Below are 17208 nucleotides of genomic sequence, written 5' to 3' on the forward strand. Positions count from 1 at the left end.
AACGCGGTATCCATAACTGGAGCCACATCATAGACCCCGCGGTCGATGCCGCGGGGATTCGAAATATCTTAACTTAATAGCAGAGAGGGGACAGTCCCCCATTAAAAAATGAACAATTTGTTACTGTTTTTGTTTAATCATTAATGGAAAGAACCATAATTGGATCAGCAATTTTTTCTGGCATGATTTCCTGCTCTAATGGTAAAACTGCTGTGCCAATTGCAAAAAACTCTATGACATGGGTTTGCCAGCCATGACTGCCTTCATGAATATCGACTCCAACTACGCCTTCGGCGTTTGCTGCTGCTGCTTCAGCCTGCATACGCTCAATTGCAATTTCGCGTGCATCATACATTGCTGCTGTATAGTTTTCGAGTTCAACATTACTTCCAAAAGAGCCTAATGTAGCGAACATACCGCGACGAGCCACATTATAGACACACGATCCCATCACCATTTCTACCGGTCGATAACCAGCATGAATTAATGACCAAAAATCTTGACCTGATAGATCAGAAGTAAACGGCCCGCCATCATGTGCACGAAATCCAGGATGTCCTGCACCATGAGTGACCCCAGTCCCAATAGCTATAAACTCCAACATATCCTGGGCCCATTCCATCCGTTTAATAGTGAGCTTTACCCCTACGATACCATCGGCTCCCATAGCATCAGCTTCGGCCCGCATTCTGGACATTGCCAATTCACGGGCATCGTACATCGCTTTTGATAAAACATCTAATTCCTGATTTTTAGTCCAGGAACGATATTGAATACCTACATGATAGACACAACTACCTACGCATAGTCCAATCGGTTCAAAACCGGCTTTTCGAACTAACAAAAATTCATTAACGCTAAAATCGGAAGTGAATACACCGGAAGGATGCATTGTAGTTCGTAATCCTTTCAAACGTTCGAGAGCATGTTCTGGTAATTCGTTTGTCATGATTAAAGTTCCTTATTTCTTAATTAGTAGCTCCCAAATAGCATGCATGATTAAACGGAGCCTTCCTACCCATCTCATGTATAAGATAGGGCCTTCCTGATCAATTGATGTTGATGTAGATATATATGATTGATGCTCCAGGGGTTCACAAACTAATGGAGTCTTTCCAGCATGCAAGTCAACAACCATCTGAAAATCATGGGGTATTATTTTTTTTACATGTGACGTATCAACGGTCGTGGCGATGGCAATAGTCCTGGCAAGATATTGTTTGGGCCTATTTTCAACCTCACGTTCGGACATCTGACTGAAATTGATATGTGCAAGTGCTCCATTACCTTGCAATTTAGCATTTTTGCGTAAGTTATCATAAGCCATGCGTCTTACTCTTTCCCATAAAGCGGTAAGGGCTGAGCATTCTATATTCCCCATCCAAAAAAGATTTGTACTGCCGCGCCAATCCTCCATCCATTCAAATGCAGCGCCAACGGCAATGCCTGTAGGGACAATATCCGCTTCCAGCAGCTTCACAAATTCCAGTGCTGATACAGTTGCAATAACCGGTTCACTGCTAGGAGGCAAACCATCTATCTTTACCGCAGTACCAATGAGGCTAAAATCCATGCTATTTTCAATTTGAAGAGGAATAGTACGCATTTTTACATCAATAACTGCATTCGCGCCTGCAGCTTTTGCTTCATCGCATAACCGTTTCAGAGCGATATTCCATCCTTGTGAATGACCTTTAGACCACGACCAACCATAATGCATCCAACAGGTAGCTGATACTGCGGCGATAGGACGAATGCCGTGTGAGCGTATTATCGATAATTCTGCTGAACTCAGGGTTGCAATCCAAGGTGCCCCCCCCTCACGACTAGCAGTCAAACGTTCACAAACATTTTTTGGTACTCTATCCTTCTTAATTGCCTCGCTGATTTCAGCTTGTCGTTCACTATTGAGCGCTCGCAGTGCCATTGTTTCAGAATTGGGGCTTTTCATAAAATCTAATAGGCTCATAGAAATCAATCCTATGAAGACATAAATATGGAAAGAGATTCACTAAGATTTTTTGCATGCTCCGTTGCCTTTTGTGTCTCTGCTAATAGCTTCGTGAACCATTCCGCTGGATCAATGCTTTTTGTATTCAGTGTTATGCCACGGACTACCATAGCAATAGTAGCCTTCAGCTGTCCTTTTACAATCTCTAGCGTATAATCATAATCACCTAAGGATACCCTTACCCCGGTGATCTTAGGAGTACCGAATAATAAAGGTTTCTTTTCATAAATTGTCACTTGTTCAGGCAAGGCTTCTTTTAGACGTAGGGAAAATGCTTTTATATTGCTTTCACTATCTGATTTAAAACGCCTGAGCCATGCAGTTTGCATATCAAAATCCATATTTTGATTCGCATCATTCATTTTTATTATCCTTCCACTGCACGCTGATTAATACCCCTCATACCCTGTGCCAGACGGTCACGAATCATTGCCAGCTTTGCTTCACGCTCTTGATCTCCGGCGGCGACTTCTCGTTCAATATCAATTACTTCGTTCATAGTCTTAATGGCTTCATCGGCGACTTTTGCCAAGACGTCAATGTTACGTTCATCACCCCCTAGGCTTCGCGCTGCGCTAGTGGCGGCATCATGTGCTCCTTTTGACGCAAGTAACGTTATTTGCCTTGCCGCCTCATCCAATTTTTCCGATTCATCGGCTGCACGACGTATATCTACCTGAACAACGGCTTGAGAGGCAACAGCCATTAGCCTTGGAATAACGACTAACATGCCGTTTGAAATTTTCATTAGTCGTATTTCAGCCGCTTTTCTATTTTGGCCAATAATAGGAATTAATAAAGCGGAACCCACTAAACTTTCCCTCATTTCAGCAATTTTTCCCCTAAAATTAGCCACAGTACTACGAAATTCCATAACATCTGCTGCGTCAGCAGGATCGCCAGTTTTTATTGCATTAAGGCGCAAAGCTTCTAATTCTTCGTGACCTCTATCAAGAGCAATTTGACCTGCAGCAATTTCAATTTTTAAATTATAAAGACTTTTACGGATAGCGAGAGCTTGTTGATCTAATAGTTCTATGCTAACTGCAAGATCTGCTTTAGTTTTTCGAGCTTTTGCCTGCTCTTCATCCATTAAAGTCAAAAACTGTTTGCGATTCTCCTGAAATCCTTTAAATGCAGTATGAGCATCACTAAAGACACCCATCAATTTCCCTATTAAGCCTTTAGAAGAAGTTGAGGGCTTAGCACCCGAAGATTCCGCCTGTAAATCCTCAATCCGTAGAATTTTCACCCCATCGATCACTGCAGCGGCAATTTGCCCAACTTGTCCTGTATCACCTAGCCGAACACCGGTCAGTAATTGGCGAGAAGCTTGAGCAATTTCAGCTAGAACGTTATCACCATGGGAAAGCAGAGTAGTAGTCTTTCTAAAATCAATTTTATTTGCTGATTTTTCTGCCGCAGTAAGATCTTCGGGACTAAGATTAGCAATTTCTACCAGCTTTTTTGGTAACGGTTCAGCATTTAAACCTGGCTCAGAGGTTACTAAAGGCGATGAACTGCTTGGGGTTTGTACTAATAAAGCATTACTTTTTTCTGGAGACTCTGATAATCCATCAACTAATGAAAGATCTAGTGGTGCGTTTGTATTCCCTTCAGTCATTGTCTATCCCCATTCAGATTCACTTTTTAATCATAGTCAATGTTATTGCTGCTTAATTTTAATTAAGGTAACAAAATTAACTATGTATTCAGTTATTAATGAGTATAGATTAAAAGCAAATATTCTGCGTACAGTTGAACGGTGGTGCGGTTTATGTGTGTACCACATAGTATTGTCTTTACGGCAATCAAGGTAAGCCTGAAATAAATCAGCAAACTCCATACATCGCCCTGCCTGGGTGATTTCAGAATAATCAGGATAAATTAAAGCGCCACCTCAACAGCAATTTTAAAAACTGGTCGCTGTAATTGCAGCGGCCAGTTGTGTGTTTTTTCGATTTTAATTAAATCCTCTGACACAACGGACACCACCCTGGAGGTTCTTTCCGTTGGAGCCCTGGCTGTTGCCCGCCCCGAAAACAAAGGATTGAAAATACGCGAGTTGCGTGGGATTGACTGAGTCCTCGGTAGAACTCCAATAGATGCCAGAAGGCGCGCCAGAGACTCTAGCAGAAACCAAGCTGGATTGAATGTTTTGCAGCTTAGGCGTGGTAGCCGGATCCATAGCTATAAGTGTCATAACCCATCTCACAAACCGCCGGAAAATACCAATCAGAATAACCGTCAATCTCTTGACTACACCGTCCTGCTGCATAATAAGACAAGGGGTAAGTCGTTGTCGGACTGGTACGCCTTCCATCTGAATTTCCTTGGCACGGAGTTGTCGAATTTTCATCAATCCCTGGAATATTATAGTAATTTACATAGCTACTCGAAGAACTGACAAGGTCAAGCAAAAGTTTACAAGCCAGTTAAGCAACTTTAATTAAAACCGCTACCCGTTGTTCAAATTGATTTGGACATTGATACCACAAATAAAGAGTGCAACCGATAACAGGTTGTTTGACATGGTCTATTTTTATACCATTTTTGATAACTGTAATACCCTTGACGTGTAACGCCCATTAGTTGGCACATCATGCCAACAGATCAGGTCTTTTTATTTTGAGCAATAAACGAATATTTTATTTCGCTTCCTGAACTGGGTATCTAATTGTTTAGAATTTCTGTACGATGACGTATATTATAAATATTATAGGGATATTATCTATGAGAGCAGCCTTTTCATATACTAGTATTTTATCGACTTCAATGTTTGTAGCTTTTAGTTCATTTGCCTCGAGTAACCTTCCAAATGGCTCTTCTGGTTCCAATGCAAAGATTATTTCTAATGCACAGCATGTTGAAGAGGGTTCGAATAGTCAATTTTACGTTCAAGCTGCTACATTTAAAAATATAAAATATGCAAATAACTATAAGCAACAATTAAGAAAAAAATTTCATCAGCCAGTAACTGTTAAAGAACGCGGCAAATACTATGTTGTAATCATCGGTCCGCTGCATTCAGTCGCAGAGGCCAGGGCATTGAGTGGCTCCGAAAGAATGCTAATAAAAGCAAGTAGATATGAGCATAATGAAACGTCACCTGTATTAAAACAAGAACCTACCGTTAATCCTAAGATTGTTATTGGCGATAAGGATGGTATAAAGCCCACCGCTCCCAACCATATAGATTTTATAGGAGCTATTGGTGTTGCTAATTTAGCTGCAGATAATGGTTACTTAGGGGTAACAAGCAGTGAAACAGACACGCTGGTACAAACTAATGGTAATAATTGGAATGCATTGGCTGCCCAGTTAGGCGTTGGCTATGTTTATTATTTGCGTAATTACGATCCTTACTCTGACCAAATTCAATGGTTTACCGCTATAGAACCTGAACTAAACGGATATTACCTGGGTCAAAGCAACATTAAGGGAGATGTTTGGCGTTTTGGTAGTCCTGATTTTAATGATATGACCTATGACATGCCAATAAATAGTTATCGCCTGATGGTTGATGGAGCCTTAACGGTTGTATCCAAGAGACAATATTCGCTCTACGCTATAGGTGGTATAGGAAATGCTTGGAATCGCGCGGGTTACAGTGATGCGAGCCTAAATGGTATCCCTTGTGCTGATCAATCTTTAAACCTTAATACGGCTACACATTCGAGCTTTGCTTGGGAAGTAGGCGCAGGATTGTCTTATGCCTTTAATAACCGTTTTTCTCTTTCTTTAGAATATTTATATGCGGATTTAGGCAATGTACAAACATCCGGTACCGGTTTTACTGGAACTATCAGCACACCCGTCTTGATTCCAGCCAATTTTAAACTAACCTCACAAGCAGCATTAGTTGGATTGCATGTAGCAATATAAATATACAGGAATTACAAGGAGACACATGATGTTTAAAAAAACGCAACATGGAGCCATAATTTTAGGTTTATTACTTCTGCCTTTAGCAACACAAGCTCAACCCTGTCGTGGTGTTGATGCAAATGGTAATCCCTTTGCCAAATGTGATGCTTCATTTATTAATCCACCCATTTTTGGAGCGGTTTGTATAGACGGAAGCTCGACTGGGACATTTACAGTTAGAAATAACACCCCGGCGCCCTTTAAAATAAATTATATTCGAATTCAAGATAATGATGCCTTACCCCAAGCAGCTACGACTATTGTTCAAGGACCAACTAATAATTGCGTCGTCGGTAGCTCTTTAGCATCAGGCGCTACGTGTAACATTAGCGTGGAACTCCTACCGCTTGCTGCGGGGACGTTCAACCGGATCCTTCAGGTAGGAATTAATACTCGCCAGGTCGAGGTAGATGCACCTGCTATCACAACAGTAGTAGGCAGCTGCGTAGGACCAGGCCCAACGCCTCCTCCAGGTTTTACACCTACTATCCCTGCAACGCCCTCTTTTCTTTACAGCTCCTCTATTCTCGCGTACTCAACGGTGACTAATACAGGACCAACGGTAGTGAACGGCGATTTAGATCTCACCCCAGGATCGGCAGTCACTGGCTTTCCTCCTGGCATAATTATTAATGGGGTACAGAATATAGATAATACTACCGCAACAAATGTTCGAACAGCCGCTACAACTTATTTTAATCAGCTCAACGCATTGCCTTGTAGTGTTACATTCGGCGCGGGGACGGATATATCAACTCTATCGCCTATCAACTGTGGTGTTACTCCTGTACTTTGCTTCACCTCATCTGCCTTAATGACTGGCCCAGTAGTGCTTAATGGCGTAGCAGGTGACTCGTGTACATTTAAAATAGCCTCTACACTCACTGTGTCTAACGGAGCAGTAATGACGACCGCTGGAGGGATATCCAATGATAACATCAGTTGGGCTATAGGCAGCTCAGCCACGTTAGGTACTAACAGTACACTTGTTGGTATCATTGATGCATCTGCAAGTATCTCTTTAAATACTGGTGCAAGATTAAATGGCAGGGCTTGGGCACTCAATGGAGCAGTTACTCTCGATTCTAATCCAGTAAACCCAGCTGCATAATTAAATTAAATGCATGTGTTGCTTAGAGGATCTATTTATTAGTTCCTCTAAGCTGTTTACCTCATATAAAATGATGATGATATAAACTCATGTAATCCATTGATTTGCAACATTCTTACTTGATAATTTATTTGATATTAATATCTGAATAACTTCTACCTTAGCGTTTCAGTCGATATTACCGATCGAAAAAAATGGAAAAGGCGTTCTTTTTAAATAATAGAGATAAGTTTTTGCGAGTATGTTTTGTCGGGCAATTGGTTGCCCGATGGACAGTATGCAGTTTAGGCGGCAGGAGATGATTTATTTCCTTTATTTTCTAAATGCTCTTCAATGCTATCAAGTTTTAAAGAGCTATCGGTAGAGAAAAAGGTAAATTTACCTTTATTCATTGCCATGTTAATGCCAGCGGCAATCGCATATCCTATTCCTGCTGTTGCTATTATAGCGACAACATTGATCAATATTTTTTTCCACCCCCTATGCTCATCCAACACCGCTCTCGCTTCATTGATGTGAGATTTACAGCTACGCGCAAATTTATCGTATGCAGCTTCACTTGGCTCTTTCCTGAAATAGTCATTTCCTGCTCGTTCTAATTTATTATGAAGTTTATTTGCAGCGTTGAAGGCTTTTTGTAATTTCGGATCTTCTTCGAAATCAGGATTTTTTTTGAACTCTTCCATTTTTTGTTTTAGAACATCAATTGCTTTATTAAATTCTTGATGATGTTTATTAAGAACAACAGGTTGGGGCTTAGGTTGCTGCCCTTGTCTTAAGCGTTGTAGTTCACCATGAACATCTTCTTGAGCTTGAGTTTGTTGATTTTTGGCTGTAATGATCTCTTGCATCCAATCGTTAAAATCGTCTTGCGTCTTAAATAAATCTCCAGTAACTCCCTGTCCTGCGAGCCGACGATTCATCGTTATACCTCCATCACGTACTACGGTATCGCTGATATCGAACACCTGATCAAAACCTTCTTTGCTCATCTGCAAAAACTTTTCCCTAAACCCTGCCAATATTTTAGATTTTTCTGTGGCAGATAAAGACGTCTCTTGCCTTTCAATTTTTGTTTGCGTTTTTGTTTTTGTTTGTGTTTGTTGATTTTTGGCTGTAATGATATCTTGCTTCCAACTGTTGAAATCATCTTGCGTCTTAAATAAATCTCCAGTGACTCCCTGTCCTGCGAGCCGACGATTCATCGTTATACCTTCAGAATGTGCTATGGTATCTGCGCTACTGAACACATAATCAAAATCCTCCTTGTTCATCTGCAAAAATTTTTCCCTCAAATCTGCCAATGTTTTAGGTTCTTTTGGGATTGGTAAAGGTGTCTCTTGCTTTTGTATTTCTGATTTATTCGCTTCTATTACTGATTTTTTATTCGCCCACATAACAAGTGCAGGATGATCTTTATTATCCATTATAAATTGGCGCACTTCTTCATGTTCTAATGCAGGAGCAAAGTCACCTTTACGCCACGCGTAAACGACCGGTGTTACGCTATCTTCATTGAGTTGTTGTCCATGTTTATATAATATCGCCATCAATTGCTGAGAATAATCCGCAATCTTAGCTATAGCATTTGCATTCGTATAAAACTGTTGAAACTCCTTTTGTCCTTTTTCAGTGAGAGGAGTTGTAAAAAAGCTCTTATTTTTATTAATAAAATCGTTGGTTTCTTCTTTTGTTGGCGCAACCATAAAAACCTCCTGAGGACTGTTATAATTTAATTATAGATGAGTAACGAGATCTCAATTACCCAAGTAAGAACAAAAACAACCCCGACCAATCAATAAATTAACATGGTGGGCAAATATTAATTATACGTCAGCGATTAATCATTGAGCATAGTGCGCATTATTTAAAATACCTGGCCAACGTTAATTATGTATGGAAAACAAGGAGGCGCTGACAACGAAGGAGATCCTTCGCTATGCTCTGGATGACCGTATTGTAGGCCGGGCAACAAATTGCCCAATGGTGCTACCTTAATAAAAGGAAGAAAAAATCGTAGCCCGTATTAGTGCAGCATAATACGGGAATACCCTAGCTCAGTGCACTGAAATCCCGGATTACGCTGCGCTCATCCAGGCTACAAAAACTTAAGGTAGCGCCATTGGGCAACATATTGCCCGACGTTGTTGTCCCTGCGTAAAGAGCTTATTTCAAATATTCATAACAACTCCACTCAAGAAAAATATCGCATGATTGAGCCTATGCTAATGATTTTTCTAATAGGCATTTTCTAGGCAATTATTTTTCCAAATCATTGATGAGGTAAAACAATTTAATTAGCATATCATTTCTTACTCTAAAACTAGCGGCAGTTGCTTCCTCTTTACTATCGGTAAGATGGCTTGCAAAGGTAATCACACGGCCATCCTTTTCAATCCAGCCGACGAACCAGCCGTGTTGCAACGGTGATTGTTTGCTTTTATCCTTTGTTGGCTGTCGACCACTACCTGTTTTTCCATACAGTTTCCAACCACCAGCTAACTCTTGGATATATAAAATGTCTTTAGTCATAGCGAACGCTTTAGGACTTACGGGTAATTTTTTATCGATTATTTTCTGCAAAAATTCGATTTGCTCTATTGGCGAAATAGCAAGAGAGCTTGAAAGCCAAGCATGAGTTAATCCATTATTCTTACCCTTGTCACCCGAAACATCCTGGTTACCGTAGTGAAATACATCAACATAATTTTTAAATCGCTTCATCCCTAATTGTTGCGTTAATACTTGCGAATACCAAACACAGGAATCCCTTATCCAAGTGCGCGGATTGTGGGGATCTTTCCATACGTTGAGATAAAGTTCATATTCTTTCTTATAAGGCCATTCCGGATGAAGCGCATCTTTTAATATTCCTGAATCAAATCCCATAAGGCTCAAAGCAATTTTAAAGGTAGATTGTGGCGTATAACGCTGATTACAATTCTCGCCCTCCTGTTTTAACACAGTTTGATTTTCTTTTACCAAAAAGCAGGAGTCTCCAGCCCAGGTAGTAGCACAAGGCAATAATCCCATGCATAACAATGCTATTATTTTCTTCATAACAACCTCACTATCATTTTATTCGTAGCGATAAGGGGCAATTAACGGTATCGCCCCCATAAGATACTTAGCGATTTGCGCTATCCAGACTATTCAGCGCGACGTTACGGAATACCGGAGCTGCCAATTCCCCGCCCGAAGTCAACGTCGCACCATTTTTGCTGAGATGCCCCTCTTCAATCACAACTAACATGACATAACGTGGTGCATCAGCAGGTACATACCCTGCAAACAAGGCAAGATGTTTATCCTTATTTTCGACAACAGTTCCGGTCTTTCCTGCCACAGCAACGCCAGGAATGACTGCGAGCTTGCCGGTGCCGTTGTTAACAGCGTTCTCAAGCATATGAGTTATTGAGTTTGTCGTTTCTTGTGAAATAACAGGCTTATCTCCTCTATCAAACGGACGTCCCTTATTAGCAAGAATGACATAGGCATTTGTTAACGATTCAATGGTGACGGGGATATTCTCACCAAGTGCAGCCTTTGCAAGTTGCAAGTTGTCACTTTGCTTTGCTTGCCACCCAGTATTCATGTCAAAACCAAACTCAGTGAGTTTTTTACGGATTACTGGCGCCCCTGTCTCTTGCGAAACCTTGATAAGGCACACATTAATTGATTTTGCCATAGCTTCTGTTAAAGAAGCAGAGTTGCCATTGGGGTTATAGTTAGTAAATATTTTGCCGTCTATATAATAAGGTGAATGGCAATCATAGCGCTTTGTGGCAGAGCTATTCCCAGAGTCGATTGCTGCTGCAGCAATAAACGGTTTTATCGTAGAACCAGGTGAAAAAATACGTGACTGCCAGCTGTTCTGCTCCTTATTCTTACCTGATTCGGCAAAGGCAATGATATTGCCGGTGATTGGATCAGCTATTGCAATAACTCCTGATTTTGCGTGGTATTGTTTGACAGCTGCAATAATTTCTTTCTCGGCAATGTTCTGCATTTTAGGATCTAAATGAGCCGTATCAACTCCTTTTGCCTTAGGGCTGCTTAAGGTTCCGGTTGCTGAATAGGCGACGCAGATGGGTGCTAAAATAGAAAATCCCGCAAATGCAGCCCCTAACAATAAGGGCTTAGATGCATTAGACGGATAAGTTGATAACATTGAAATTCTCCTGATGATAAAAGTACGGTCTTCATTTTCTTTGCCCAAAGCCATACCCACCGTGCACGCAATTTTTCGGTTAGGTGGCAGAGAGCATTGAGATACTGCCTGTACTACTTGAAACAGGCAGTGGCCATAGTCATGCGCCGAAATTTTTGGACGGCCAACCAATACTTCATCACATGAAAACTCTTGTAATTCGTTTAAAATACGACGCCAGCGAGTGACACCTGGATTGCCAAAGAAGATGATACGCAAGGCTTCAATAAAATAGGCCCATAAACAATCGCCATTGCGATGGTGTTGCCCTTCATGAGCAATCGCAATCTGCACATTCTTGGCGGAAGACAATAAGGATACTGGCAATAAGATATAAGCTTTACCCAATAAATAAACTGAGAAAGGAATATTGCAGCGGTGAGAGACTTTAATAATTAATTTGCCGGAACTGCGATAAGGTACTGCCTCAGCTAACATCGCTCTTAAGCCACCTAAACTCGACAACAGCTTATACCCCTGAAACAAGATGAACAAACAAAACAGCACACAAAAAAGCTGGTAATAACTCACATTGTCCATTGTCAAAGTACTTTTTGATTCGCGAATAAATTGATCAGGCTCAGCTTTTATAATCGGTTGATTAACATACTCTTGCAAAGTATCAAAGGATACATAGTTAAGTCGTTCAGGTTTGTAAGTAGGATTTATACAATGAACGATTAATGGAGAAAACACACAACTAACTAATAAAAGACGCATCAATTTAAGCTTAAAAGACGGTTGCTGCGTAAGCCAACGCCCTCCAATAAACCATGAGCTCCCCCAAAGTAAGCAATGAATGCTCAATAAAATTTCTATGAATAACATTACAGAACCTCTGTTTGTTTTTCGACAGCGATTAATTGTTTCAGTGCTCCCTCAATTGCTTGAATGTCCTCATGTTGTAATTTTTTAGCGACCAACAGTCTTTGCACTAGTGCCGCGGGCTCACCATCAAAAACATTAGCCACCATATGCTCAATACACGTACTTTCATACTCAGCCTTTGTAACAATAGGCACAAAAACATGGGCATAAGAGTTTTTTTGGCACTCAAGAAATCCTTTTTGCTCAAGCACTTTAACTACCGTCGCGACAGTGGTGTAAGCCAAAGGTCTTTCTTGAGACAAATGAGAAACAACATCTTTGATTGTTACTTTATTAAGGCCCCAAATGATATTCATTAATTCAAGCTCAACCTCTGTAAGAAGGCGATCGTGGGCCATAGCTTGTACCCCTTTTTTTGCAGACATTTTTTCTCCGAAAAATAATTAAAACATAATCTACTATATTTTTAGTAGATCCTACTATAAAAATAGTAGAATTAAAATAGCCTTGGAAATTGTCTGACATAGTTGTATCTGCGTGAATAGCATATTTCAAGTATTCATTGGACATTCTGCGTGTGATTGGATCTATGCAGGAAAGGTTCCGATGGGAGTTTTGATGAGATGGTTTCGTCGGGCTATTTGTAGCCCGAACGACGCTACTCTAATCTCTCTTTTTGATCTAATTAATGCTTGAATCTATAATTAATATTACTAAGTCCAGTTAAAAAACGGAAACCATCGTGAAAGCTAATAGAGACAAAAAAACCAAAAAATCTCGTACTGTATCAACATCGTCAAGACCAAGGATATCTGCACCGAGCAGTTCGGAAATGCTTGAGGCGTGTCTTAACACCAATGAAAAACTGCGAACAATTATTGGTAACTACTTTGACGTTCCGTTAACCGGATTGCCTCAACTAGATAAAAGCAAGTCTGCTTCAGAACGTAAGCTGATTTTTATAAGTCATATCCTGGATCTTTATAATAAGCACTTAACCACCCTCAACCGTAGGGCTTCCAATTCTAAAAGTAGCGATAGTCTATCAGAGGAAGAGAAACATCAGTTGATACTAATGGTACCTAAAATTCTTGCTGAAATTAACTCCGCCTTAGAAGAGTTAAAAAATAAAGCCAATAAACCTGGTAATAGAGTTTACCTGACAACATCAATGAGCTTAGTTATTATTGCAATGTTTCGATTGTTTGATGGCTGCCTTACTACGAGTAAAGTAAATCCAGCCTATTTGCCGATTATTGAAGAAGCAATTAGCTTTTATGAACATTATGGGCAAACTACATTTAGCGTAAAATTTGACGAAAATAGAGGAGAAATGACTTATCTATATAGACCAGATTATTCTTTTACCACCGCGTGCGTTCTTTATCACACCTATTTAAATGTTTATCTAACATTAAAAGAATCAGGATGCGCTGTCCCCTCCGAAGAGCAGTTCCTAAAGTATGCAAAAGAATTTAAAAGAAAGCAAAAAGAGTATGTAAAAGCAGTACCAGGTGAACAATTCGTTCCTAACCCCGATTTCAAAAGTCAACGTTTTAGCTTATTTAATTATTATAATGTACTTGTAAATTTTTATCAGAAAGACCCAGATAGGTATTTCCATTATCTAACCAAAATGATGGATGCAAAAGAGGACTTTAATATCGTCTCAGCAGATAGCTTGATGTTTGCAATGATAAATGACTCATTAAAGTCTGAACCTGATTTGAAACGTCATCTTGTTTTACTCTCGTTAGGACTTAAAGTAATTGATAATTATTTAACCTATTATCAAAGTTTGGACGCAGAAAAACGGCTAGATATAAAATCTTACATGGATTGGATCTATCAGAGTAGAGAACATTTTGATCTAGAAGAGTTCAATTTATCTCGGATAAGACAAGAATACTATTCTCGTTATGTAAAGACTGTATTAGCGATTGCTGAAGAACAAGCAACTTTATTAGAACAGCTTACAAAAGAGACCAAACTCGATCCCTTTTTTGAGGATATTAATGCTAGAGTGCACGCGAATTCAGAACAATTCGATGCTCATGATGTATATGCCGAATTAGATTTAGTAGTTAAAGATGAACGATTCGCACACATTATTATAGACCAATTAGAAAAAATTAATGTTCCTTGTCGTCTTAATGACAACCTTACTATTTCAATAGAGGCCTCTCTCTTTGATATTCATTCCAAATCACTTAAACAAGCGTTTTTAAAGGCTGAGCGCCGTTGTAGCGAATCCGAAAGAAAACTTCTCGATCGATTACTAAGGGAAGAAAGAGAGAAAGCATTCTTCGCTGAACAACTGAAAAAAGAAGAGAAATTGCAAACGGAAGTAAAGGAGTTAAAGCAAAAAGAATTAGAGAAAGTTGATGTATTAAGTAAGGAAGAACCTGAACAGGTAAATGAGAAAAAAGAAAAGAAAAAAACTACAAAAGCCCTTCAACACGGAAAAAAATCTATAGCAAACTATAAAGAGAAAGAGAAAGAGAAAGAGAAAGGAAGGGGCTCCTCAAAAGGTTCTTTTTTTAACCCGAGAAAAACCAAATCGGATTTCCCTCCTCATTTTAACAATCTACCTGACGGAACACGCCTTCATAGGCTTCGTAAACCAGATAGCCCTTGTAGGTATTGGGTTTGTATTCATCCGTGTCTGGTGCACCAGATGACCCGCGAACATAAAATACTCGAGTTAAATAGATTGCATAATCAATTAAGAGAAGGCTCATTAGGAAAAGGTCAGGGTGTTAGAGGGATTATTAACGGCAATACAATAAAGTGGGACGACCCCTCAAGAAATTGTCGTTATTATGGCGTTGTTGCAGAAGAGCATAATGATCAATCAGGAAAACATGTCTTACTTATGCTAACTACTAAAGTAGATGAGCATAGTAAGAAAACGCCCAATATTATAGTTCCACCAGAATTAAAAGAGAAAGACTCAAAAAGATTTACGTTAGAGTAAGCTGGGCATGAGGAGTAGAGTTCTAATGCTCAGACCATAAATAGTGCAAAATCAATCGATGATGTCGCAAAATACAAGGGATAACTATCAATAGAATCACTAATAAGCAAGGAAGGATTACATAATGAAATTAGTACGGCTACACGCATTGAACCATCTTATTAAATTGCTGTAAAATGAGCGCCTTAAGCTAATTTCTCTGCATATATGCCAAGTTATTTTTTTCATACTTTTATAGAAGACGAACATCAACGTTCTAGAGAAGTTATTATATTATTTCGTCATTTTTTTCCAAAGAATCATCATGAATGGCAAAATGCGCGTTTTGGCAATGTGCTACTAATGTATGTGGGATACCCTTCTCGCCCCAAACATCACCTCCGTTTATCTGTGATGCAAAAAATTAATGCAAACCATGCATGTTGGAATTACCTAAAACAACGGCGTTTATTAAATATTGATAATGTTATTGGTATAAAAAAATACATCCAATCAAAATAGACGTTTTAATCTGCATTATTATCCTCCTCTTCTGTCTTCCTATTTCCGTTTATCTTTTAGTATCAAAATTATCCCAATATTGTTAATACTTGCAAAATGGTTAAAAATAGATCATAATTCGCACATTGCAATATTTGACCAAAATGGAGTAAAAATATGCTCGATAACATTACTATAGGGTACTTAACTGGTGAACATAAAGCGCTAAAAAATCACCTGAACTCAGATGAAATCATCCCCCGACGACCCTTTACATGGGGGCAAATGTTTTTCAAACCTTATGAATCGACTACAGAATATGTTTTTTGTGCTCGTCACACGTTCATTCCTACAGTACTTATCGGGTTAATCATCCTAAACCCCGTGGGAACAATCGTGGGTCTACCACTGGTAGTAGGAGGTATCACTTTAACATTGTTCGCATTAATGGGTATTAGCGAGGCAATTGGCTCTGATACTTTATTTTCATTTGCCTTTGAAACAGGGGCTTATTTGATCCAGGATTTCTGTCAAGCATTAATAGACTTAACATTATTACCTGTCTCTGCTTTAGCCATGGCAACAAGAGGAATCTCTACTGGGTTACAAGCAACGGGTATTTATGATTATGATGCTGATGAGCAATCAGAATCCCTAACCATATAGTATTAATATCCAATAGGCCTCTTTCCTATCTCAGCGAGTGGGGAAAGAGGCCTAGTACATCAGGGATTATCCCTTCCATGACGACTGACGGATAATGCTACAAAAATTGTAAGGTTTAAATGAATGATCTTTATCAGCAATGACATCACCTTTAACATTACCAAAAGTCGTTAGCGGTTTTCCTTTAATGCCATCATAGAAAGCCTGAATAATATCCTCTTTAAAATGTTCACTACGTGGATACTCCGCCACTACTTTGTCTCGTGTTGCCTTATCATAATCATGGTAATTGATGCCTAAAACATCCATTTCTACACCAGCGGTGACTAAAGCAATAATGGGATCCATAAACTCAGGAATACCTGGTGTTGTATGCAAGGCAATTGCTGTCCATACCAGGTTAATTTCGTGCTCGCCAATAGGATGACGTTTCAAAAACTCTCGGGCCGCATTTGCTCCATCTACTTCAAAACGCTTGTCTTTACTTGAATGCTTATGCGTCAAGCCCATATCATGAAACATGCACCCAATATAAAGCAACTCTGCATCATATTTTAATCCTCGTTGTCCACCAGCTAAGGCACCCCAATAATAAACGCGACTGGAATGATTAAATAAAAGTTCACTCTCAGTATCTCTTACCAGCTCCGTTGCCTCTTTTGCCAATGGGCTATCTGGTATATAAATTCCATTAATTTTCATAGACATAATCACTCCCTGTTATGCGGTGGAATCTCCTTAAGTATAGATACTCATAACCAAAATAATCGAACCCAAATATACAACAAAGACATACCAACTATGGGAATAACGACAAAACCCAGAAATACATAGATCTGAATCCTATTTTCTGCAGATGCTCGATAAAATTTTTTAAAGCGTTTAAAAATAGACATTGCAGTAGTCCTCTCAATAATATATATATTATAACACGAAAAACATACACTTTTATTTTTTAATGCATACAATTATGCATATAATATAAATATATATAATAC

At 39.4% G+C, this 17208-nt stretch carries 15 protein-coding genes; 5 read left to right on the top strand and 10 right to left on the bottom strand.

Annotated features, from left to right (window positions below):
- Positions 1 to 133 precede the first annotated feature (133 nt).
- The 4 genes from LFA_RS13885 to LFA_RS13900 are packed head-to-tail and all read right to left on the bottom strand — an operon-like array spanning position 134 to position 3635.
- Positions 134 to 949: a heavy metal-binding domain-containing protein gene (locus LFA_RS13885; protein WP_045096708.1), complete on the bottom strand. Its 816-nt coding sequence runs from the start codon at positions 947 to 949 to the stop codon at positions 134 to 136.
- A gap of 12 nt (positions 950 to 961) precedes the next feature.
- Positions 962 to 1969, bottom strand: a complete 1008-nt coding sequence (locus tag LFA_RS13890; RefSeq protein ID WP_052673978.1) for a heavy metal-binding domain-containing protein — start codon at positions 1967 to 1969, stop codon at positions 962 to 964.
- A gap of 11 nt (positions 1970 to 1980) precedes the next feature.
- Complete coding sequence (locus LFA_RS13895) at positions 1981 to 2373, bottom strand: hypothetical protein (protein ID WP_045096709.1); 393 nt, start codon at positions 2371 to 2373, stop codon at positions 1981 to 1983.
- A gap of 5 nt (positions 2374 to 2378) precedes the next feature.
- Positions 2379 to 3635, bottom strand: a complete 1257-nt coding sequence (locus LFA_RS13900) for a toxic anion resistance protein (protein WP_045096710.1) — start codon at positions 3633 to 3635, stop codon at positions 2379 to 2381.
- A 1109-nt stretch (positions 3636 to 4744) separates the two neighbouring features.
- On the opposite strand from LFA_RS13900, the gene LFA_RS13910 reads away from it, so the two are divergent.
- Positions 4745 to 5896, top strand: coding sequence for an SPOR domain-containing protein (locus LFA_RS13910; protein ID WP_045096712.1), 1152 nt, complete (start codon positions 4745 to 4747; stop codon positions 5894 to 5896).
- Positions 5897 to 5921: 25 nt separating this feature from the next.
- Complete coding sequence (locus LFA_RS18975; protein WP_084602194.1) at positions 5922 to 7049, top strand: ice-binding family protein; 1128 nt, start codon at positions 5922 to 5924, stop codon at positions 7047 to 7049.
- 284 nt (positions 7050 to 7333) lie between these two features.
- Here LFA_RS18975 and LFA_RS13920 read toward each other — a convergent pair whose 3' ends face one another.
- From LFA_RS13920 to LFA_RS13935, 4 genes are all read right to left on the bottom strand, one after another.
- Positions 7334 to 8755: a hypothetical protein gene (locus LFA_RS13920; RefSeq protein WP_045096713.1), complete on the bottom strand. Its 1422-nt coding sequence runs from the start codon at positions 8753 to 8755 to the stop codon at positions 7334 to 7336.
- Positions 8756 to 9308: 553 nt separating this feature from the next.
- Positions 9309 to 10109, bottom strand: coding sequence for a class D beta-lactamase (blaOXA, locus tag LFA_RS13925; protein ID WP_045096714.1), 801 nt, complete (start codon positions 10107 to 10109; stop codon positions 9309 to 9311).
- Positions 10110 to 10176: 67 nt separating this feature from the next.
- Positions 10177 to 12087: a M56 family metallopeptidase gene (locus LFA_RS13930; protein WP_045096715.1), complete on the bottom strand. Its 1911-nt coding sequence runs from the start codon at positions 12085 to 12087 to the stop codon at positions 10177 to 10179.
- Positions 12087 to 12512, bottom strand: coding sequence for a BlaI/MecI/CopY family transcriptional regulator (locus tag LFA_RS13935; RefSeq protein WP_045096716.1), 426 nt, complete (start codon positions 12510 to 12512; stop codon positions 12087 to 12089). Before LFA_RS13935 ends, LFA_RS13930 begins: the two co-directional genes overlap by 1 nt.
- 317 nt (positions 12513 to 12829) lie before the next feature.
- Here LFA_RS13935 and LFA_RS13940 point away from each other — a divergent pair, with 317 nt between their 5' ends.
- The 3 genes from LFA_RS13940 (at position 12830) to LFA_RS13950 (ending at position 16210) form a co-directional block, all read left to right on the top strand.
- Positions 12830 to 15064: a hypothetical protein gene (locus tag LFA_RS13940; protein WP_157010372.1), complete on the top strand. Its 2235-nt coding sequence runs from the start codon at positions 12830 to 12832 to the stop codon at positions 15062 to 15064.
- Positions 15065 to 15271: 207 nt separating this feature from the next.
- The gene (locus LFA_RS13945; RefSeq protein WP_045096718.1) at positions 15272 to 15565 is read left to right on the top strand and encodes a hypothetical protein; all 294 of its coding nucleotides are present in this window, start codon (positions 15272 to 15274) and stop codon (positions 15563 to 15565) included.
- Positions 15566 to 15721: 156 nt separating this feature from the next.
- Positions 15722 to 16210: a hypothetical protein gene (locus LFA_RS13950; protein WP_045096719.1), complete on the top strand. Its 489-nt coding sequence runs from the start codon at positions 15722 to 15724 to the stop codon at positions 16208 to 16210.
- 66 nt (positions 16211 to 16276) lie between these two features.
- On the opposite strand, the gene LFA_RS13955 is transcribed toward LFA_RS13950, so the two are convergent.
- Together LFA_RS13955 and LFA_RS20075 are read right to left on the bottom strand one after the other, a co-directional pair.
- Positions 16277 to 16918 (bottom strand): HD domain-containing protein, encoded by a 642-nt coding sequence (locus LFA_RS13955; protein WP_045096720.1) that lies wholly within the window; start codon positions 16916 to 16918, stop codon positions 16277 to 16279.
- 44 nt (positions 16919 to 16962) lie between these two features.
- Entirely contained in the window at positions 16963 to 17106 is a 144-nt protein-coding gene (locus LFA_RS20075; RefSeq protein ID WP_172653477.1) for a hypothetical protein, read from the bottom strand.
- Positions 17107 to 17208: the final 102 nt, after the last annotated feature.

It is taken from the genome of Legionella fallonii LLAP-10 (assembly GCF_000953135.1).
In the GTDB taxonomy this organism is placed as follows: Bacteria; Pseudomonadota; Gammaproteobacteria; order Legionellales; family Legionellaceae; genus Legionella; species Legionella fallonii.

Coding starts and splice junctions, on each gene's coding strand:
- LFA_RS13945 (WP_045096718.1), top strand. CDS start 15,272: ATGCCAAGTTATTTTTTTCATACTTTTATAGAAGACGAACATCAACGT.
- LFA_RS13950 (WP_045096719.1), top strand. CDS start 15,722: ATGCTCGATAACATTACTATAGGGTACTTAACTGGTGAACATAAAGCG.
- LFA_RS20075 (WP_172653477.1), bottom strand. CDS start 17,106: ATGTCTATTTTTAAACGCTTTAAAAAATTTTATCGAGCATCTGCAGAA.
- LFA_RS13890 (WP_052673978.1), bottom strand. CDS start 1,969: ATGAGCCTATTAGATTTTATGAAAAGCCCCAATTCTGAAACAATGGCA.
- LFA_RS13885 (WP_045096708.1), bottom strand. CDS start 949: ATGACAAACGAATTACCAGAACATGCTCTCGAACGTTTGAAAGGATTA.
- blaOXA (WP_045096714.1), bottom strand. CDS start 10,109: ATGAAGAAAATAATAGCATTGTTATGCATGGGATTATTGCCTTGTGCT.
- LFA_RS13910 (WP_045096712.1), top strand. CDS start 4,745: ATGAGAGCAGCCTTTTCATATACTAGTATTTTATCGACTTCAATGTTT.
- LFA_RS13955 (WP_045096720.1), bottom strand. CDS start 16,918: ATGTCTATGAAAATTAATGGAATTTATATACCAGATAGCCCATTGGCA.
- LFA_RS13920 (WP_045096713.1), bottom strand. CDS start 8,755: ATGGTTGCGCCAACAAAAGAAGAAACCAACGATTTTATTAATAAAAAT.
- LFA_RS13935 (WP_045096716.1), bottom strand. CDS start 12,512: ATGTCTGCAAAAAAAGGGGTACAAGCTATGGCCCACGATCGCCTTCTT.
- LFA_RS13900 (WP_045096710.1), bottom strand. CDS start 3,635: ATGACTGAAGGGAATACAAACGCACCACTAGATCTTTCATTAGTTGAT.
- LFA_RS13930 (WP_045096715.1), bottom strand. CDS start 12,087: ATGTTATTCATAGAAATTTTATTGAGCATTCATTGCTTACTTTGGGGG.
- LFA_RS18975 (WP_084602194.1), top strand. CDS start 5,922: ATGATGTTTAAAAAAACGCAACATGGAGCCATAATTTTAGGTTTATTA.
- LFA_RS13895 (WP_045096709.1), bottom strand. CDS start 2,373: ATGAATGATGCGAATCAAAATATGGATTTTGATATGCAAACTGCATGG.